The following is a 19,295-nucleotide window of genomic DNA, read 5'->3' as shown; positions in this document are numbered from 1 at the left end:
TGTCTCACGCCTCCTCTTTGGTTTCACTGGGAGGCATACGTCCGTTCGCGCCCGATAGTATTTAAACTACCGCCACCGGAGCGGAAGTGAACGGCGGTGAAAGAAACCGCATGACGGCGTCGTGGAGTCAGTTCCAGTGCGGCGATCGCCGCGGGATCGGTGATCGCCGTCGGACGGCCGGGTTCCGCTACCGCTTTCCGACCGCGAGTGCGCTCTCGAGGGCGCCGCCGATCGACTCGGTACCGGCGTCGTCGACGGCGACGAGCGGCGGCCGGACCTCGTCGGAGGAGATAACGCCGCGTTCGGTGAGTGCGGTCTTCGTCGCCGGGGCGAAGTCGTGCGTCGTACAGGCCTCGAACAGCGGCGAGATGGCGTCGCGCTGGAGTTCCCGACCGCGCTCGTCGTCGGACTCGTTGAACGCCTCCCCCAGGACCTCTGGGACGACGTTCGACAGCGCGTTGATCCCGCCGTCGGCACCCATTCGCAGCGCGGGGACCAACAGCGCGTCGTACCCCTGCAGACACAGGAACTCGTCGGGCGTCTTTCCGAGCACGGACAGGAAGTACTCGAGGTCGCCGCTCGAGTCCTTGATCCCGATCGCCCGCTCGTGGTCCGCGACGGCGGCGACGGTCTCCGGTTCGATCCGCTGGCCCGTACACTGCGGAATGTTGTACAGCAAGACGGGGAGCGACGCGTCCGCGAGGACCGCTTCGAAGAACCGTTCGTTGCCGGCAGGCGCGTTCGCGGTGGTGAAGTACGGCGCGACGATCGCGGCGGCGTCGGCGCCCGCGTCGGCGGCGCGGTCGATGGCGGCGACCGTGTCCGCGACGCTCGTCGCCGCCGCCCCCGCGACCACGGGGACCTCGGCGTGGTCGACGGTCGTCTCGATAACGTGCCGTTGCTCGTCGGCCGTCAGCGCCGGGAACTCGCCGGTCGTTCCGCAGGGGAAGACCGCGTCGATGCCGCCCGCCTGCAGGTGCTCGAGCAGGTCGGCGAGCGCGGCCTCGTCGATCGATCCGTCGTCGAACGGCGTCACGGTCGGACAGGTGATCCCGCGGAGCGCATCGGTGATCGTCATAGTTTCTCGTTGGTCCATTCGGTCAAAACCGTTCGCATAGTCGCCGGTACTCGTCCTCGAGAATCAGTAATCGCTCGCCAACCGGTGGGCTGTGACAGTGGGGTCTGCTGCAAAGCTGCGAGCGGTGTGGAAACAGCGTCGACGACACGGGTACTGGAGACCAGTCTCGTGGATGCGATTCGAGTTACAGACGTGTGATCCAGGTAGTCGAGAGGGTTGTGAGTCGGACGAGCGAGCAGCGGATGATCTCCGAGCGGAACGGTTCTGTTGGAGACGATTCCGTGGGGATGGTTCCATGGGGGATGGTTTCCTGGGAGACGAGCGTTCTGCTATCGCGGCAACGAGGAATCGCCACACCCTCCCCAGCCGATTCACTCACTCCCTATCGGTCGTTCGCTCATCCCTCGCGCTGTGTCGTCGGCCGCCCGACCGAAAGGGAGGGCGCCCGACAGCGCGCGCCACCGCGTTCCGGTTGACTGTCCCGGAGTGATCGACGGATCGACTGCAGTGATCGGCTCGACGGTCGGTTGCAGAACCGGGGTGGCGTCGCACCCTCGTCCGACAGTATATATTCCCGGCGACCGAACGATGGGGCAATGCCGGATCGGCGTCAGATCGAGCGGTTCCTCCGCTCGACGCTTCAGGAGGCGGGCGAGCAGTTCGAGGAGCTTCGCAGATCGACCGACGAGCAACTCGACGAGGCGCGGGATTCCTACGAGGTGGCGAAGAACGCCCGCGGGCTCCCCTCGGACGACGCGGGACGGGCGAAGATCGTCTGCCGGCGGTACGCCGAACAGCGGGCGGCGAAGCTCGACGAGGAGTTCCGACCGGCCTGTTACGAGCAGGGCCATCCCGATTGCGAGGGCTGTGCCGAAGACGTCCGCGAGGGACGGATCGAGACCTGGTGAGATGGACCGGCCAGTCATCGCGTGCGTCCTCGCCGGCGGAACCGGGAGTCGGCTCTACCCCGCGAGCCGGAGCACGCGCCCGAAACAGTTCCTCCCGCTCGTCGGGGAGCGCTCCCTCCTCTCGCGGACGATGGATCGGACGACGTTTGCCGACGAGCGCCACGTCCTCACCCGCGAATCGTTCGCCGACGAGATCCACGAACACGCACCCGAGGCGGGCGTACTGATCGAACCCGACGGCAAAGATACCGGCCCGGCGCTGGTCTACGCGGCATGGCGACTGCGCGACCGCTTCGAGACGGAGCCGGTGTTGGTCTGCTTGCCCAGCGATCACCACGTCGACGACGACGCGGCGTTCGCGGCTCGACTCGAGCGCGCCGCCGAACTCGCGGCCGAAACGGACGGCCTCGTCACGCTCGGAGTCGAGCCGACGAGACCTGCGACGGGGTACGGCTACGTCGTCCCCGACCGAACCGAGTTCGGCGAGGACAGTGAGTACGCCGCAGTCGAGCGATTCACCGAGAAACCCGATCGCGAGGAAGCAACCCGGCTCCTCGAGTCAGAGGCCTATTGGAACGCCGGCATCTTCGCCTGGACGCCCAGCGCGCTGTTGCGCGAAGCGCGTGACTCCCCGCTCGCGCCGCTGGTCGACGCGCTCGAGGAGGGGGAACCAGACCGTGGATTCGACGCAATCGACCCCGCGAGCGTCGATTACGCGATCATGGAGCGTGCGAGCGACGTCTTCGTGACGCCGCTGTCGGTCGCCTGGGACGATCTCGGGACGTGGGACGCCGTCGGACGGGTGCTCGAGACCGATAGCGACGACGCGGCGAATCGAACTGTCGCCGGAGACGCCCTCCCGATCGACGCGTCGAACAACGTCGTCGCCGCCCCCGGCTCACACGTCTCCCTGCTCGACGTCGACGACCTGATCGTCGCCGCGTTCGACGACCGAATCCTCGTCGCTCCGCGCGACTCGTCACAGCGAGTTCGAGACGTCGTCGCCCGTCTTCGCGACCGCGACGCCTTCTGAAAAATCGGACTGCGGGTTAGCTCGAGCCGGTCGGTTCGGCCTCCGCGTCACCGTTTGGCGGCCACACCGCCCAGATCACGATCGCGAGGACGACGACCGCGCCCAGCACGAGCGACTCGAGGACGGAGATCTCGATCCCGAACCACGAGAGCGCCGTCCGGAATTCGACGATAAACGGTATGAGGACGGCAATGACGACCAGTAGCGCCCCCTTCGAGATGCGCATCTAGGCGATCACCTCGCGGACGGACTCGAGGACGAACGCGGGACCGGCCTCGATAGCGAGCTGGAAGCCGTCGATGCCGGGGCCGAACAGGCCGCCGGCGTCGATGATGCTCGCCAGCGGGAGCGTGTACGCGAAGATGACGAGCACGGTCGCGATGGCGGTCCAGAGCTTGAGGTTGTCGAGGACCACGGGGGCGTCCTCCGGCCCCGAGAGCGTCTCGGCGTAGGTGTTGTCCGGAATCTCGTCGCTGGAACCGCCGAGCGACGTCATGACCATGTTCAGGAGGAACAGGGCGAGCGACACCGTCAACAGCGTCGCGCCGAGGGCGACCTGCGCGTTGATTTCGCCCATGCTGCCGGCTGCGGGCTCGAACGCGAAGTTCTCGTACTGTGGTTCCGCGGTCCGACGGGGAACGCCGAACAGCCCGGAGCGGTGCATCGCGTTGGACATGAACGTCATGCCGACGAACCAGACCAGTACTTGGACCAGACCGAGCGAGCGGTTCCAGAGCTCTTTGCCGGTGACCTGCGGGATGAACCAGTAGGCGGCCGCCATGAACGTCAGCGCGACGGCGGTGCCGACGGTGAGGTGGAAGTGACCGACGATCCACCACGTGTTGTGGACGAGGTAGTTGATGTTCATCCCCGCGTTGATCATGCCGGAGAAGCCGGCCGCGGCGAACATCAGGCCCGCGAGCGCCATCCCGGTGAAGACCGGATCGCGCCATGGAAGCGCTTTGAGCCAGCCGAGATAGCCCGTCCCGCCGCGCTGGCGCGCGCCGTGTTCCATGCTGGCGACGACGGTGAAGGCGGTCAGCAGGCTCGGGAGGAGCAGGAACATCGTGTTCGTCATCGCGATGAACTTGTACCCCTCGGCGATGCCGGGATCGAGGTACTGGTGGTGGATCCCGGTCGGCGTCGATAGCAGGAGGAAGAGCACGAAGACGACCCGTGCGAGCGGGTCGCTGAACAGTTTCCCGCCGGAGAGCTTCGGCAGCATGACGTACCAGAGCATGTACGCCGGCATCAGCCAGAAGTAGACGACCGCGTGCCCGAAGTACCAGAACAGCGTCCTGGTGAGCAGCGGGTTGACGGAGTCGACGATCCCCAGCGACCACGGGAGGAGGAGGAGGAGAATCGACAGCGCGACCCCGAGCGTACAGAGGTACCAGAACAGGGTCGTCGTCAGGGCCATGAACGTCGGCAGCGGGATCCGCTCGTCGGGGTTGTCACTGCGCCAGGCCAACCACGTCCGGAACCAGTCGGCACCGGCGAGCCAGGTCCCGACGACGAAGAGCACGAGCCCCACGTAGAACGCCGGATGCGGTTGCAGCGGCGCGTAGAACGTAAAGAGCACGTCCGCGTTCATCGGGATCGCGTCCACGACCCCACCGAGGATCGAGACGCCGACCAGCACCGTTCCGACCACCATCATCGCGTACCAGCCCCAGGTGAATCGGAGATCGACGAGCCCGCGATCGAGGCTGGTCGTCACGCCCCACGTGAAGATGCCCACGAGGAAGAAGATCGTGAACGTGATCGCCAGCAACACGCCGTGGGCGGTGAGGACGGTGTAGTAGTCCGGTGCCTCCATAATGCGGAGGACGTCGGTCCGGTGAAGCGCCTGCAACAGCCCGAGCGAGCCGCCGATCGCGAGCGCGAGGAAGGAACTCCAGAACGCCGCCTTGATCACCTTCGCCTCGGCCGGGAACTGGTCGACGTAGGCGTTACGCATCGCCGTCACCTCCGCTCGCGGCACTCCCGTCACCGCCGTCGGTCGCGTTGACGACTGTGAGCGTTCCGGTCTCCTCGTAGTCGTCGACGGTCACCGTCCAGTCGTGGTCGCCCTCGCCGAGTTCGGCGCTGTCGACCGTGAATTCGACTTCCTCGCTGCCGTCACCGGGAACCGTAACGTCCCGCTCGGATCCCTGATCGCCGATCTCGAGTGCGACTGTCGTCTCGAGGTCCTCTTGCATCCCGTTGCTCACGTTCGCCGTGATCGTCGTCTCGTTGCCCGCCTCGACCTCGCTGGGAGCGTCGACGGACAGCTCGGTCAGGTCGAACTCGTCTTCCGGAACGACGTTCAGTTTCCCCTCCATCGTGTGGTGGTACTCACCGCAATATTCGTTACAGAGGATGCCGTACTCGCCCGGTTCGTCGAACCGGACGGTCATCTCCGAAATCTGCCCGGGGATGACCATCGTGTTGACGTTCGTCCCGACGACGGAGAAGCTGTGCGTCACGTCCCGGCTCGTGACGTAGAACGTGACTTCGCTGTCGGCCGGGACTTCGATCTGCTCGGGCGTGTACGACCAGGCCTGTGCGACGACGGCGACTTCGTACTCGTCGTCGCCGACGTGTTCGACGCCGGGCTCGCCGAAGCGCTCGTGATCGTTGATCTCGGCGGGATCGATCGTCCCGCCGTCGTCGTCGATCATCGCGATTCCGGGCCCGACCGCGCCGTACGTGATCGTCGCCATGAAGCCGACGATCAACACCATCGCCGCGACCAGCCACGCCTTTTCGTAGGTGTGGATGTTCATGCCAGTCCCACCACCGTCAGGACCGCGCCGACGACCGTCGGCCCGTTACCGAGGAACTCGACGAAGTACATGAACACCCACAACAGTACCAGTATCAGGAAGTAGATCGTGATCAGGATCGCCGTCCCGACCGGATCGTACTCCTCGTGACCGATCTCGCGAACCTGATCGGTCTCGCCTGTTTCCGTTGCCGAAGCCATAGTGGTTGTAGAGCAAGGTGACCACTTATAGCCCCTTGCCACTCCCGACCCGTGGGAACACCACCACTCTTTAAGCCGTTTACGGCCCCACTGGTTGGTATGACTCTCGAGAGCGTCACGCCGCGGCACGCGGCTGCCGTCGGATTACTCGCGTTCGTTCCGGTCCTCGTCTACGGGATCACCCACTCGGCACTCGCCGGCATCGTCAGCGGGATCAACCTGGTCATCATCTTCGCGTCGCTGTACATCGCGACGACGCCGGTCGAGGGCGGGCACGGACACGGCCATCCCGGTGACGGCAACGGCACCGCGAGCTGAGCGCTCGCTTCTCTCAGATGGTTCCAGTACCACTCGCGGCGGTTCCGAACCCGCCGTCGCTCGCACTCGAGGCCGCGTCGATTTCTCGATCCGGCCTCGAGAACGCGGATCTCCTCGTCCTCGTCGTCGTGGGTCTGCTCGCCGGCGCACACTGTCTCGGCATGTGCGGTCCGCTGGTGACGGCCTACGCCGATCGGATCGGCGCCGCGAGCGAGAAGCGCCGCGAGGACACGCTCACCGGGTACGAGGTCCGCCAGCACGCGCTGTTCAACCTCGGCCGGACGGCCAGCTACGCGGCCATCGGCGGCCTGTTCGGCCTGCTGGGGGCAGTGACGATCGCCTCGAGCGAGGCCGTCGCCGCGGTCGGCGATTCCGTCAGGGGCGCGACCGGTATCCTCGTCGGGATCGCGATCATCGTGAGCGGGGCGTACTACCTCCGGGGTCGAACCGCGGTCCCCGGTCACGGGCTCCCCGTCGTCGGCTCGCTGTTCGGCCGACTGTCGGGACTGCTCTCGAGTCGGATCGACCGCCTCGCGACGTCGCCGGGCATCGTCGCGCTCGGCGCGCTCCACGGTTTCATGCCGTGTCCGATCATCTATCCGGCCTACCTCTACGCGTTCGCGCTCGGCTCGCCGACGCGCGGCGCACTCTCGCTGGCCGCGCTCGGCCTCGGGACGATCCCGACCCTGTTCGCCTACGGCACCGTCCTGACGTCAATCGATGCCGACACGCGCGTGCGCCTCCACCGCGGGCTCGGAGCCGCGTTCGTCGTCCTCGGCTACATTCCGCTCTCGCACGGGCTGATGCTGTACGGCATCCACCTGCCCCACGTTCCGGTCCCGTTCGCTCAACCGTTCTAACATGACTTACGAATCGCGGCCGCCCACGAATCGGCCCGCCTCCGCGTCGGACTCCGGCACCGCGAGCGGGAACCCGACCGCGAGCGGCCCTGCTGATGACGCCGCCACGTGCGACCTCTGTGACCTCCCGACCCCCGCCGACCCCGTCACTGCAGCCGATGCGGACGGTTCGTTCTGCTGTCAGGGCTGTCTCGAAGTCTCCCGAACGCTCAAGCGGACGGACGAACCCGACGTCCCCGACGAGTCGGCGGTGCGGTCGCGGGTCGGACGGGACGAGGTGGACGACCGCGACCTCGCGGATCTCGATGGCGAGGACGCGTTCCTCGCCGTCGAGGGAATGCACTGCTCGACCTGTGAGGCCTTCCTCGAGGCGACCGCCGAGGGCGAAGACGGCGTCCTCGGTGCGACGGCCAGCTACGCGACGGACACGATCCGGATCGTCTACGACCCCGACCGGGTCGCGGCCGAGGACCTTCCCGACCTCGTCTCGGGCCACGGCTACAGCGCGGCCGATCGGGCCGCCGACGACGAGACGGACGCGGACGACGGGCTCGTCTCGCTCCTGCTGGGCGGCTTCTTCGGCATGATGGTCATGGTGTGGTACGTCCTCTTTCTGTACCCGACCTACTTCGGCTTCGAGCCGGTGGCCGACTTCGGCGGCTACGACGGGCTCTTCCTCGCCGCGAACATCTGGTTGCTGGCCTCGTTCATCCTGTTTTACACCGGCTACCCGATCCTCCGCGGTGCGTACGTCAGTCTCAGAGCGGGCCGGCCGAACATGGACTTGCTCGTCGCGACGGCAGCGCTGGGGTCGTACACCTACAGCGTGATCGCGATGCTGCTCGGCGAACTCCACCTCTACTTCGACGTCACCGTCGCGATCGTTCTCGTGGTGACCGCCGGTACTCACTACGAGCAGACGGTCAAGCGCCGTGCGACGGGTCTCCTCTCGGAGCTGACCGAACGACAGGTCGGCGAGGCCCGTCTCGAGAGCGGTGAGACGGTTCCGCTCGAGGCAGTCGAACCCGGCGATCGGCTCCTCGTGCGTCCGGGCGAGCGGATTCCGCTCGACGGCGAGGTGGTCGAGGGAACTGCAGCGATCGACGAGTCGCTTGTCACCGGCGAGTCCCTGCCCGCGCAGAAGGGGCCGGGCGATTTCGTCCGCGGCGGGACCGTCGTCACCGACGCCCCGGTCGTCGTCGCGGTGGGTGACGAGGCAGAGAGCACACTCGACCGGCTCGTCTCCCTGCTCTGGTCGATCCAGAGCGCGCGGCCCGGCGTCCAGCGGCTCGCGGACAAGCTCGCCACGGTCTTCGTCCCGGTCGTCGTCGCCCTCGCCGTCGGGACGGCCGCCGTCCTCCTCCTGACCGGCTCGAGCGCGTCGGATGCACTGCTGATCGGGCTCACGGTCGTGATCGTCTCCTGTCCGTGTGCGCTCGGACTCGCGACGCCGCTGGCCATCGCCGCGGGCGTTCAGGCCGCGGCGGAGCGCGGAATCGTCGTCGCGACGGAGACGATCTTCGAAGACGCGCCCGGTATCGACGTCGTGGTGCTCGACAAGACGGGAACGCTCACGACCGGGACGATGGCGGTCGAAGCCGTCCACACCGTGGACGGTGACGACGGCGAGGATAGCGACCCGGACGCCGACGAACTGCTCCGGCGCGCCGGCACCGTCGAAGCCCTCTCCGAACACCCGATCGCGGCGGCCGTGGCAGACGCTGCGGCGGCGCCCCCGACCGCGGACGGCACCCCCGCACGCGCCGTCGAGGGATTCGAGCGAGCGGACCGCGGCGTCAGCGGTCTCGTCGACGGCGACCGCGTCACCGTCGGCCATCCCGACTACCTCCGGGAGCAGGGACACGCGGTTCCCGAGGCCCTCGAGTCGCGGATCGACGAGACTCGAACCGCCGGTCGCGTTCCCGTCGTCGTCGGCTGGGACGGGCGAGCCCGCGGCGTGATCGCCGTCGGCGACTCGCCACGAACGGAGCTCGAGGACGCACTCGAGACGCTCTCGACGGGCCGCGACGTGGTCGTCCTCACCGGGGACGAGGGTCGGGCGGCCGACGAGTTCCGAGAACTGGACGGCGTCGACGAGGTCTTCGCCGGCGTCCCACCGGAAGCGAAGGCGGAGACCGTCGATCGGCTGCGGGCTCGCGGGACGGTCGCGATGGTCGGCGACGGGAGCAACGACGCGCCCGCGCTGGCCGCCGCCGACGTCGGCATCGCGATGGGCGGCGGGACGAAGCTCGCGACCGACGCGGCCGACGCGGTGATCGTCGACGACGACCTCACGGCCGTCGCAGACGCCTTCGACATCGCCGCGAGTACGCATCGGCGGATCCGACAGAACCTCGGCTGGGCCTTCGCCTACAACGCGGTCGCGATCCCGCTCGCGGTCGCCGGCCTGTTGAATCCGCTGTTCGCGGCCGTCGCGATGGCCGCGAGCAGTGCGCTCGTCGTCTGCAACTCGGCGCGGTCGCTCTGACCGAGCGCCGGCCTTCCTTCCCGCCCTATTCGCTCGCGTCCCTTCCGTCCCCGTCGTCAGTCGTCACGACTCGCTCGACCGCTCGGCGCTCCCCGTCTTCGTAGACGTACGTCGTTCCCTCGTCCTCGTCGCTCGTCCGCCGATGACTGCCGTCACAGAACGGGAACGACTCCGAAAGGCCGCACTGACAGACCGCGATATCTCCCTTCTCGTCGTCGATGTCCGACGGGTCGAGTTTGCGCGGTCCGTCTCCCTCGAGTTCGACGAGTCGCGTCATCGGAGAGGGGTTCGGAGCCCGGCGACAAAACCCTTCGCTCGAGGGGTGGATCGGATCGAACCGGACGGCGAGCCGAGGGGATGGCTGGCACGTCCCACGCCCTTCGGGAACGGCAAGGTTCTTACTACAGGTATTGAATATCGAAGTGAGCACAGCTATGTGGTTCTACGCCGCGGCAATGCCGACCGCGATCGCGCTCGCGGTCGTCAAAACGCTCGTCCTCGTCGTCGGCGGCGTCATCACGTTCTTCGCGTACAAGGCCTACCGCCGGACGCGCCAGCCCGCGCTGGGGTATCTCTCGCTGGGATTCGGGCTCGTCACGCTCGGGTTGGTGCTCGCCGGGATGCTCACCGAAGTGTTTCAGTTACCCCTCGCAACGGGAATTCTGCTCGAGAGCCTGCTCGTGCTGGCCGGCTTCCTCGTGATCGCGTACTCCCTGTACGTCACGTAAAGCGGGTCTCGATCCGCACGGGCCGCAGTCCGGCTCGAGCGACCGAGGGGTCGGACGGCTCGATGACTGAGGCTACCTAACTGATTTGGGAACAACGGTATTGCGACGACAGTCGTACGTGCCTCCCACGGCAGGGAGAACCGACACTGAACCATGGAGTTCCACCCTGCCGTCGTACCCCCCCCCTTCCTCCCGTCTCGAACGTGATGAGTACGGATCCCGTCCGCCGGACAGCGCCGCTCGAGGAGCGCCGCCGGTGGCAACCCGTACCGCGACCACCCAGAGGTAAGTAGACCCCGGCCCGAGTTGGGGTCATGCAAGTCGATCCCGATGACCTGGGGGAACGGGTGTTCGATGGATACGACTCGAGTCGACGCTGCCAACCCAGACGGGGGAGTGGTCGCTCATGAGCGGCGACGGCGAGCCGGAGCCGGCCGTCGGCGCGGACGCGTTCATCGAGCGGGGTGCGGGCCTCGAGGTGGCGGTCGTCGGCGCGGGAGCCGTCGGCGCGACCGCGGCCTACGACCTCGCGAGCGAGGGCGCGGACGTGACTCTCTACGATCGCGACACCGTGGCGAGCGACGCGACCGGCCGTGCGGCCGGCATCTGCTACGACGCCTTCGCCGACGGCCTCGACGCCGAAATCGCGGGCGACGCGATCGAACGGTTTCGCGCGCTTTCGGGCGACGATACGTTCCCGTTCGTCGAGTGTCCCTACGTCTGGCTCGCCCGCGAGGGCGACGCGGCTCGGGCCGACGCCGTCCGCGAACAGGTGGGTCGCATGCAGGACAACGACATCGTCGCCTTCGAACTGGACCGCGACGCGCTCGCGGATCGCTTCCCCGCGCTGCGGACCGACGACGTCGCGGTCGCGGGAATCGCCGGTGCCGCCGGCTACACCGACCCCGCCGAGTACACGGCCTGTCTCGCCGCCGCAGCCACCGGTGCCGGCGCGACCCTCGAGACGAACACGCCGGTCGCCGTGGAAACCGATCCGGCACGGGTCGTGCCTCCGGACGGCGAGAGCCACGAGGTCGATGCGGTGCTCGTGGCCGCCGGCGCGCGAACGAAGGACCTGCTCGCGGACGCCGGCATCCCCCTCGCCGTGAAACCCTATCGTGTGCAGGCCCTCGTCGCGGACGGCGACCTCGCGGAGCCGATGTGTTACGACGCGACCGGCGACTTCTACCTGCGGCCCCACGACCACGGCTTCCTCGCCGGTGACGGTACCGAGGAACGCGAGGCCGACCCGGACGCGTACGATCGCGAGGCCGACCCGGACTTCGCCGACGACCTCCTCGAGCGCGTCGCCCACCGCGTCCCGGCGGTCGCGAACGGCGACCTCGAGCGGGCGTGGGCCGGCCTCTGTACGGCGACGCCCGATCGAGACCCGCTGGTCGGACAGGTCGGTACGGGACTGTACGTCGCGACCGGGTTCCAGGGCCACGGCTTCATGCGTGCGCCGGCGATCGGACGGCGGGTCGCGGAAGAAATACTCGGCGGGTCTGGGATCGACGCCTTCGATCCGATGCGATTCGACGGCGACGAGTCGTTCGATGTCGTCGAGGGAATGGCGATCGATCGAACCTGACTCAGTCGTCGATGGCGACCTGTTCCGTGTCCGTCTCCGACTCGATGGTCCCGTCGGTCTCGTCGGCCGTCTCGCCCCCATCTACGGTCTCGCTGGCATCCCCGACGGACGATCGCTTCGGAATCTCGACGTTCAGCGTTCCCGTTTCGCTGAGCGTCGCCGTTCCGGCGTCCGGATCGACGACGGCGTCGGTCGGTAGCTCGGCCTCGCCGTTCAGCGACATCCCGCGGCCGGGGAACCGCATCTCGTACCCCTCGTGGAACCGCCGGAACCGGTCGATGCGAATCCTGACGTTGCCCTCGAGGTAGCGGACCTGGACGTCGTCCGGCTCGGCTCCCGGCGCGTCGAAGACGACGCGATAGGAGGTGTCGTTCTCGAGGATGTCGACGGGAAGCGATCGGTAGTTCTGGACGCGGCCGTTCGCGCGACCGACCTGTCGATAGAGGGCGTTACCGACCGATTTACCGAGATCTGTGAGGCTCACGGGTGGTCACCCCGGGCGGTGTGAGCGACGCTGGCGGCGGTCGCGGGAACCTGACAATGTATTGAGGGCATAACCGTGGTAATCACTACGATATCCCCGTTGAAATCCCTTTTGCTACGCCAAAAGAAACGTCTGACGAAGCTGTCTCCGGTCGAGTCACGATCGGTTGTAGAGCGAGTCGCACGGTCACCGCTCAGAGTTCGACGCGCTCGAGGCAATCGGTCCCGCCGCAGACCGGGCACGAGAGTTCGGAGACGCTGAACTCGTCCGGCACGTCGTAGGTGTAGTGGTTCTCGAAAATGTCGAGAAAACAATCGTCGGCAGTACAGACGACTTCTTCCGTCGGAGGCATACGCAGCCCTTGGGGGGCCGAACTAATCAAGATTGGCTTCACCCACGACGACTGCAGGCATCGGTGTCCCTCGCGGGCGAACTACTCGCGGTCGCCGCCCGGGACGCCGGCAGGACCCGTTCGCAACCGCTGCTCGACGGTTCGCTCGATATCGGGTTCGAGACGGGTCATGATCGCCGATCCGTCGCGAGTTCGGACCACGAGCCCGCTTTCTTCCAGCGTCGAGAGGTGGTGAGTTACCGTACTCGGATGCCGATCGAGTTCGTCAGCGAGCGTCGTCGTCTGTGCGGCGCCGCGGTCGGCCAGCGTCTCGAGGAGCCGCCTGGTCGCGGGCTTCTCGAGTGCGATCCGCAGTGCGATATCGACGTCCTCGATCGTATCGCCGCGATAGTAACAGCGATTCCCGCGAACCTTCTTCGAGCTGATCAGGTTTTCCTCGTCGAGAATCCTGAGGTGGTGTCGGATCGTCGACAGCGAGGCGTCTGTCGCGTCCGCGAGTTCGGAGAGGTGTATCCCGGGATCGGTCCCGATTTTGTGGTAGATCTCTCGGCGGGAGTCGTGTGCGAGCGGATCGGAATCGTCGAACCGACTGTACTGGAACAGCGTGCCGAAGTATCGCCACTGATCCGTGCCCGATTCCTCGAGCGCCGCCGCCGTCATCCGAATCGTCCCCTGCAGAGACGACCACTGACCGACGAGAAGCGACGAGAGTCCGACCGTCGAACTGTTCGTCAGTGCTGTCGAGAAGAGAGCCGCGAACGCGATACTGATAGAGTGTCCCCACTGCGACGACTCGCCCGTCGAGTCTTCACCGGCAGTCGAACCGGTTGCGTTATCGGGGGTCGTATCTCCGGATCCGTTCTCGCTCGTCCGGGCCGCTCCGTCGCCGTCTGAGATCGGTCCGATCCCAGTGCTCGAGATGACCGACCCGAGGCCATCGGCTGAATCCGCAGAGTCATTCGAACCGTCGAACTCGTCCGGTTGCTCGGGTTTGTCAGGCTTATCAGGTTTGTCTGGTTTGCCTGGGTTATCGGGTTTCCCGGGTTTGTCGGGTTTGTCTGGTTTGCCTGGATTATCGGGTTTCCCGGGTTTGTCGAGTTTATCTGGCTTGCCTGGATTATCGGGTTTCCCGGGTTTGTCGAGTTTATCTGGCTTGCCTGGATTATCGGGTTTCCCGGGTTTGTCGGGTTTATCTGGCTTGCCTGGATTATCGGGTTTCCCGGGTTTGTCGGGTTTATCTGGCTTGCCTGGATTATCGGGTTTGTCGGGTTTGTCAGGTTTCCCGGGTTTGTCTGGCTTGCCGGGTTTGTCAGGTTTCCCGGGTTTGTCTGGCTTGCCGGGTTTGTCAGGTTTCCCGGGTTTGTCTGGCTTGCCTGGATTATTGGGTCTCCCAGGTTTATCGGGCTTGTCCTGAATCGAGACCGGTCGCTGTGTCTCGTCGGTCTCAGCAGTCAGCGTTTCACCGTTGGTCACGGCAGCGGCGGTTGCCGTCGCTCCTCCGATGAGAACCGTCGCGAGGAGTATCGCGACGATGGTCGTACACAGCCGCACTCGAGTCTCCGTCCCCCGGCTCATACTCCCTTTGTTATGCTACTGGTCAGTCACTGTCTCCAGCCGGCTTGGCCCGACGGAACGATGGCTCAGGATGGACGCGTCGTGTCTCTCCGACCCTCACACTTTCATCTGTCACGAGTATCAAATATCATCGCTTCAAACATCATTAAATTAATGAATCCTGCCCGATCCGATTCCTGTTGATTCGGTTCGGTAGACCTCGATGGAGAAGTCGGAGATATCGAGGAGGCCGACGGAAGCGAGTGTTCCACGGCGGCCTGCCGCATCCGCCGTCGCGAAACGCGCACTCGAGGGGCGATCGACGGCGTGTAGTTACCGTTTTACCGCTCGAGGCGCTATCGAGAGCCATGACTGACCCCGAGACGCTGTCGGTGACGATCGTCGACGGTTACGTCGACGAGCCCGCACACTTCGGGGTGCCGCCGTACATCTCGACGTACCCCCGGTACGCAGCGGGCGCGCTCGTGGACGCGGGCGTTCCGCGCGGACAGATCACGTACCACACGATCGATCGGCTTCGCGACGAACCCGACTACTGGCGGGACGTCGACGAGGCGGATCTGCTGATCTACCTCGGCGGGATGACCGTTCCCGGAAAGTACGTCGGCGGTACGCCGGCCGAACCCGACGAAGTCCGAAAGCTCGCCTGGACCGCCAACGGCACGAGCCTGATGGGCGGCCCGGTCAAGTTCGGCGTCGGGGACGAAAACGCCGGCGCGACCGAGACCGAACGTCAGGATCTGGACTTCGATTTCGTCGCCAAGGGCGACGTCGAGGCCGCCGTCTTCGACCTCGTCGAGAGCGGCCTCGAGGGCTTCAACAACCGGATGCGCGACATCGACGAGGTCTCGCGGTGGGCCCAGGAGGGTGCCTTCATCGTCGAGCAACACCCCAATCATCCGGAGCACCTCATCGCGGAACTCGAGACCTCCCGCGGCTGTGCGTATCGCTGTTCGTTCTGCACGGAACCGCTCTACGGCAACCCCTCGTTCCGACCGCCGCCGACGGTCGTCGGCGAGGTCGACGCGCTCTCAGATTTCGGCGTCAAACACTTCCGAATCGGCCGGCAGGCCGACATCCTCGCGTACGGCGGCGACGGCGAAGCGCCGAACCCGGACGCGCTTCGACAGCTCTACAGCGGGATCCGCGAGGTCGCGCCCGACCTCGAGACGCTCCACCTGGACAACATGAACCCCATCACGATCGTCAACTGGCCCGAGCAGAGCCGGGAGGGGATCCGGATCATCGCCGAGCACAACACGCCCGGCGACACGGCCGCGTTCGGCCTCGAGTCGGCCGATCCGGTCGTCCAGGAGGAAAACAACCTGAACGTCAGCGCCGAGGAGTGTTTCGAGGCGGTCAAGATCGTCAACGAGGAAGCCGGCTGGCGACCCGGTGAAGACCCCGCCGACGCGCCCACCTTCGGCGACGACGCGCCGCGCCGACTCCCCAAGCTCCTCCCCGGGATCAACCTCTTACACGGACTCAAGGGCGAGCGCGAGGAGACCTACGAGCGCAACCGCGCGTTCCTCCAGCGGGTCTACGACGAGGGCTACATGCTCCGGCGGATCAACATCCGGCAGGTGATGGCCTTCGACGGCACCGACATGAGCGACACGGGGGCCGAGATCGCGAACGAGCACAAACAGCTGTTCAAACGCTACAAGAAGCGGGTCCGCGAGGAGATCGACAATCCGATGCTCGAGCGCGTCGCACCGCCGGGGACCGTCCTCCCGGACATCCACCTCGAGTACCACCAGGACGGCAAGACCTTCGGCCGCCAGCTGGGTACCTATCCCCTGCTGGTCGGGATCCCGGGCGAGCGTCAACTCGGCCGAACGATCGACGTCGCCGTCGTCGATCACGGCTACCGCTCGGTAACCGGGGTCCCGTACCCGCTGGATCTCAACGCGGCCTCGATGAACGAGCTCACCGCGATCCCCGGTATCGGCGACAGCACCGCGGGCGACATCGTCGTCAACCGCCCCTACGAGTCGATCGCCGACGCCGATCTCGGCACGGAGTTCGACCTCTCTCGGTTCGTCACGACGCGGCCGCTCGAACTTGCGGACTGATCGCTCGTGGATTCGCTCGACGGGACTCGAGCGTCCCGGTGACGTTCTGATCGCCCGGCGGTCTCGACGAGCAGGTGAATCGATTCCTGTCGGACCGTTCCGTGAACAACTCGTTGACCGATATCAGTAACTTTCGTACCCTCAACCAAATAATAAATTTCATATGCTGATGATGAGATCGATTGTTATGATCGATCTCCTCAGTTTCCCGATTCCGTCTGAGATCGGATTTATGATTTACACGCTCCTTTTTGTCGTGATTACGGCATGCCTCTCTTCTGCTGTCTAGAGGGATGCAACCGCACGAGGCGCAAACCGAGTCAAGTGGACGCTCGTGACGCTGGTTTTCGGGATCCTCGCAGTTGCCGTCTACGCAGCCCTCTGTGTCCGACGGTCTCGAGGTCGGGAGACGCCGCCTAGCCGTTCCGAGCGCACTTTTTGGACCGTCGGAATCGGCGGCAGTATCGGTGTCAACGTTACGCCCCTCGTTACGCCGCCGGATTCGATGACGACGGTGCCTGTCACCCTCGCGCTGATACTCGTTTCGATCGCAACGGTTCGAGCGATCGATCGGTATCGCGGTTCGACCGCCACCATTAGCGGGCAATAATGGAGTCCCGATCTCGGGACCGTGAACCGTCGAAAGAAAAACGCCGCCGCTGACCTGTCGGTAGTTCTATTACGAATGAGACGAAGAGAAGAAAGTGAGGGTCTGCCTGTGGAAATATCTGAAAAACTGCTGTGTCTGTTCAGTACGGACGTTTCGGAAGAGGAGGATCGTTACGTTATCGAGGTACCGCGTCAGGAGATCGAGACCGGCGATATCGATCCCGGCGAGGTCTACCGCGTCGCGCTCATTTCGCGCGAGGACGAGTCCGACGCCGAGGACGTCTCGGCGACGACCCAACCGCAGAGCGCGCCGTCCGAGCCGCAGCCACCGGTCGACGTCGGCGAAACCCGCTACGTCGAGATCGAAGACATCGGCAAGCAGGGCGACGGCATCGCCCGCGTCGAGCGCGGCTACGTCATCATCGTTCCCGGTGCGGACGTCGGCGAACGCGTCAAAATCGAAGTCACCGAGGTCAAGTCGAACTTCGCCGTCGGCGAGATCATCGAAGAGACGTTCTAAGACCCACTTTTTTGCGCCCGGGTCGGCTCTGCCGACCGCTCGCGCAAAAAATCTGGACCAAAAAAGGCCGAGCGCGAGCGGCGCTCGCGCTCGGGGAAACGGCGCGCTTCGCGCCGTACAGAACCGCTACTGAGAGGGGTCTTATTGCTCGATCTATGGCGATCGCTCCTTCACTCTTCGAGCGGCGTCCCGTCGACCCGCTTCGCCCCCTCGGAGTCGTGAACGACGATCTCGCCGGGACCGCGGTCGGCGGGTTCGTACTCGTCCCGGACCGCGATGGCCTCCTCGAGTTCTCGAACGGCGCGTTCTTTCAGCGCTCGAGCTAACTCCTCAGCGTCATCGCGGGAGATGTCCCGACCGAGCCCCTCGCACTCGTGGGCGCGGACCATGCCCGCTTCGTCGACGGCTTCGCCCATCGGCTGGCTGGTGCCCGCGAGCGCGACGCTGAACGGGTAGGTGCGACAGATCAGCGGGCGGTCGTCGTGGGCAGCGCAGGCGCCCGTTCCCGAGTCGTCTTCTTCGTAAAAGGTGCAGTCACCGCAGCCGTCGGTCTGGAGCGCCCACTCGAACGTCTCGCCCTCGAGCCCGTCGTCACCCGCCGAGAGTCCGTACGGCATCGGCCGAGCGACGTCGCGCCAGTCGTAGTCGCCGTCGTAGCTGTCGCTCTCCTTTAGATCGCGCACTTCGTCAGGAAAGACGGTCGCGGTGTGATCGTCCTCGTCGTCGCCCTTGCAGCAGGCGCCACAGCGGGTACACTCGAAGCCGATCGACTCGATCGCGTCCGCGAGGTCGTCGACGGCGAGCTGGCGCGCGTCTCCGAGTTCCGCTTCGAGCGATTGCACACCGGAGGGGAGGAAGCCGACGGGGAAAAGTCAGTCGCCCTCGGACGGCGTCGCTCGCTCGCCGTCCCACGTCACTCGCCCCTCGACGGCGAGCTTCTCGAGGTGGGCGGCGACCGTCGCCCGCGCGAGGTCGCGCACGCCCGACAGGTCCTTTTCGTAGGCCCCGTCGAGGATTTCATCGAGGGTCTCGGCGCCCTCGTCGACTGCCTCGCGGACGCGTTCCTCGCGCCGGGCGCGGTGAGAAAGCAGTCGCTCGAGGGTCGCACGCGGGTCGTCGATTTCGCGGCCGTGACCCGGATAGAGCGCCGGTGGGTCCATCGCCCAGAGGCGTCGCAGCGTCGTCACGTACGCGCGCATGTCTCCCTCAGGGGCACCGACGACGACGCTGCCTTCGCGGACGGCACAGTCGCCACAGAGGATCGGTCCGTCGCGACCGGCCTCGAGCGCGACGTGGTCCGGCGCGTGTCCGGGCGCGTCGAGAACCCGAACGCGTTCGTCGCCGAGGCGGATGGTCGTTCCCGGGGCGAACGTTCGATCGGGGGAACGGCCCGTCGCGTCGCGAAACCGGTCGACTCGACCGTACCGGGCCCAGACCGTCGCGTCGGTCTCGGCGGCGTAGGCGTCGACCGCACCGACGTGATCGGGGTGGGTGTGGGTGACGAGGACGTGTGCGACGTTTCGCTCGCGAACCAGTCGGTCGAGGTCCTCGGTACGCGCTGCCGGATCGACGAGGATCGCTGGATCCGTCCCGAGCAGATAGGCGTTGGTTTCACCGCTGGGGGCGCGCGTTGCAACTGACACGGACCGGGAAACGACGTTCATACCTCGAGGTGACACCGAGCGGAAAAGTGTATATCGGCGGCCGG

20 protein-coding genes are annotated in these 19,295 nt (G+C 66.0%); 9 read left to right on the top strand and 11 right to left on the bottom strand.

The annotated features are described in order from the left end of the window. Positions 1 to 187 precede the first annotated feature (187 nt). Positions 188 to 1,078 (bottom strand): dihydrodipicolinate synthase family protein, encoded by an 891-nt coding sequence (locus tag NDI89_RS09340; RefSeq protein WP_277521261.1) that lies wholly within the window; start codon positions 1,076 to 1,078, stop codon positions 188 to 190. A 596-nt stretch (positions 1,079 to 1,674) separates the two neighbouring features. Between NDI89_RS09340 and NDI89_RS09335 the strand changes: the two genes are divergently transcribed. Further along, positions 1,675 to 1,986, top strand: coding sequence for a DUF7091 family protein (locus tag NDI89_RS09335; protein ID WP_226005259.1), 312 nt, complete (start codon positions 1,675 to 1,677; stop codon positions 1,984 to 1,986). 1 nt (position 1,987) lies between these two features. Further along, positions 1,988 to 3,019 (top strand): mannose-1-phosphate guanylyltransferase, encoded by a 1,032-nt coding sequence (locus tag NDI89_RS09330; protein WP_277521260.1) that lies wholly within the window; start codon positions 1,988 to 1,990, stop codon positions 3,017 to 3,019. A gap of 16 nt (positions 3,020 to 3,035) precedes the next feature. Here the strand turns inward: NDI89_RS09330 and NDI89_RS09325 are convergent, their stop codons facing one another. Genes NDI89_RS09325 through NDI89_RS09310 form a run of 4 tightly spaced genes read right to left on the bottom strand, consistent with a single transcriptional unit; the run spans position 3,036 to position 5,987 of the window. Beyond that, positions 3,036 to 3,245, bottom strand: a complete 210-nt coding sequence (locus tag NDI89_RS09325) for a CbaC protein (protein ID WP_277521259.1) — start codon at positions 3,243 to 3,245, stop codon at positions 3,036 to 3,038. Then, the gene (locus NDI89_RS09320) at positions 3,246 to 4,979 is read right to left on the bottom strand and encodes a b(o/a)3-type cytochrome-c oxidase subunit 1 (RefSeq protein ID WP_277521258.1); all 1,734 of its coding nucleotides are present in this window, start codon (positions 4,977 to 4,979) and stop codon (positions 3,246 to 3,248) included. Beyond that, positions 4,972 to 5,787 (bottom strand): cytochrome c oxidase subunit II, encoded by an 816-nt coding sequence (locus tag NDI89_RS09315; RefSeq protein WP_277521257.1) that lies wholly within the window; start codon positions 5,785 to 5,787, stop codon positions 4,972 to 4,974. The genes NDI89_RS09320 and NDI89_RS09315 overlap by 8 nt, the downstream gene beginning before the upstream one ends. Then, positions 5,784 to 5,987: a hypothetical protein gene (locus tag NDI89_RS09310; RefSeq protein ID WP_277521256.1), complete on the bottom strand. Its 204-nt coding sequence runs from the start codon at positions 5,985 to 5,987 to the stop codon at positions 5,784 to 5,786. The genes NDI89_RS09315 and NDI89_RS09310 overlap by 4 nt, the downstream gene beginning before the upstream one ends. Positions 5,988 to 6,086: 99 nt before the next feature. On the opposite strand from NDI89_RS09310, the gene NDI89_RS09305 reads away from it, so the two are divergent. The 3 genes from NDI89_RS09305 to NDI89_RS09295 are packed head-to-tail and all read left to right on the top strand — an operon-like array spanning position 6,087 to position 9,653. Beyond that, positions 6,087 to 6,305, top strand: a complete 219-nt coding sequence (locus tag NDI89_RS09305) for a DUF8131 family protein (protein WP_277521255.1) — start codon at positions 6,087 to 6,089, stop codon at positions 6,303 to 6,305. A gap of 17 nt (positions 6,306 to 6,322) precedes the next feature. Beyond that, the gene (locus NDI89_RS09300; RefSeq protein WP_277521254.1) at positions 6,323 to 7,165 is read left to right on the top strand and encodes a sulfite exporter TauE/SafE family protein; all 843 of its coding nucleotides are present in this window, start codon (positions 6,323 to 6,325) and stop codon (positions 7,163 to 7,165) included. Between the two features lies 1 nt (position 7,166). After that, positions 7,167 to 9,653, top strand: coding sequence for a heavy metal translocating P-type ATPase (locus NDI89_RS09295; protein WP_277521253.1), 2,487 nt, complete (start codon positions 7,167 to 7,169; stop codon positions 9,651 to 9,653). 25 nt (positions 9,654 to 9,678) lie between these two features. Here the strand turns inward: NDI89_RS09295 and NDI89_RS09290 are convergent, their stop codons facing one another. Continuing rightward, the gene (locus NDI89_RS09290; RefSeq protein ID WP_277521252.1) at positions 9,679 to 9,930 is read right to left on the bottom strand and encodes a CDGSH iron-sulfur domain-containing protein; all 252 of its coding nucleotides are present in this window, start codon (positions 9,928 to 9,930) and stop codon (positions 9,679 to 9,681) included. Between the two features lie 157 nt (positions 9,931 to 10,087). Here NDI89_RS09290 and NDI89_RS09285 point away from each other — a divergent pair, with 157 nt between their 5' ends. Together NDI89_RS09285 and NDI89_RS09280 are read left to right on the top strand one after the other, a co-directional pair. Further along, on the top strand, positions 10,088 to 10,381 hold the full coding sequence (locus NDI89_RS09285) for a DUF7521 family protein (RefSeq protein WP_277521250.1): 294 nt from the start codon (positions 10,088 to 10,090) through the stop codon (positions 10,379 to 10,381). 406 nt (positions 10,382 to 10,787) lie between these two features. After that, a complete protein-coding gene (locus NDI89_RS09280) occupies positions 10,788 to 11,972 on the top strand; it encodes an NAD(P)/FAD-dependent oxidoreductase (RefSeq protein WP_277521249.1) in 1,185 nt (394 codons plus the stop codon). A gap of 1 nt (position 11,973) precedes the next feature. Here NDI89_RS09280 and NDI89_RS09275 read toward each other — a convergent pair whose 3' ends face one another. The 3 genes from NDI89_RS09275 to NDI89_RS09265 form a co-directional block, all read right to left on the bottom strand. Then, positions 11,974 to 12,456: an Hsp20/alpha crystallin family protein gene (locus NDI89_RS09275; protein ID WP_277521247.1), complete on the bottom strand. Its 483-nt coding sequence runs from the start codon at positions 12,454 to 12,456 to the stop codon at positions 11,974 to 11,976. A gap of 193 nt (positions 12,457 to 12,649) precedes the next feature. Beyond that, a complete protein-coding gene (locus tag NDI89_RS09270; protein WP_226005272.1) occupies positions 12,650 to 12,808 on the bottom strand; it encodes a DUF7559 family protein in 159 nt (52 codons plus the stop codon). A gap of 81 nt (positions 12,809 to 12,889) precedes the next feature. Further along, complete coding sequence (locus NDI89_RS09265) at positions 12,890 to 13,468, bottom strand: winged helix-turn-helix transcriptional regulator (protein WP_277521246.1); 579 nt, start codon at positions 13,466 to 13,468, stop codon at positions 12,890 to 12,892. Between the two features lie 1,262 nt (positions 13,469 to 14,730). Between NDI89_RS09265 and NDI89_RS09260 the strand changes: the two genes are divergently transcribed. Continuing rightward, positions 14,731 to 16,458: a radical SAM protein gene (locus tag NDI89_RS09260; protein ID WP_277521245.1), complete on the top strand. Its 1,728-nt coding sequence runs from the start codon at positions 14,731 to 14,733 to the stop codon at positions 16,456 to 16,458. Between the two features lie 718 nt (positions 16,459 to 17,176). Beyond that, the gene (locus NDI89_RS09255) at positions 17,177 to 17,587 is read left to right on the top strand and encodes a TRAM domain-containing protein (RefSeq protein WP_277521244.1); all 411 of its coding nucleotides are present in this window, start codon (positions 17,177 to 17,179) and stop codon (positions 17,585 to 17,587) included. Between the two features lie 170 nt (positions 17,588 to 17,757). Here the strand turns inward: NDI89_RS09255 and NDI89_RS09250 are convergent, their stop codons facing one another. Then, complete coding sequence (locus tag NDI89_RS09250) at positions 17,758 to 18,429, bottom strand: YkgJ family cysteine cluster protein (protein ID WP_277521243.1); 672 nt, start codon at positions 18,427 to 18,429, stop codon at positions 17,758 to 17,760. A gap of 30 nt (positions 18,430 to 18,459) precedes the next feature. Continuing rightward, entirely contained in the window at positions 18,460 to 19,251 is a 792-nt protein-coding gene (locus tag NDI89_RS09245; RefSeq protein ID WP_277521242.1) for an MBL fold metallo-hydrolase, read from the bottom strand. Between the last annotated feature and the right edge of the window lie 44 nt (positions 19,252 to 19,295).

It is taken from the genome of Natrinema salsiterrestre (assembly GCF_029502005.1).
GTDB classification, from domain to species: Archaea; Halobacteriota; Halobacteria; order Halobacteriales; family Natrialbaceae; genus Natrinema; species Natrinema salsiterrestre.
The sequence above is the reverse complement of the archived record's forward strand: the minus strand, read 5'-3'. Positions and strand labels throughout refer to the sequence as shown.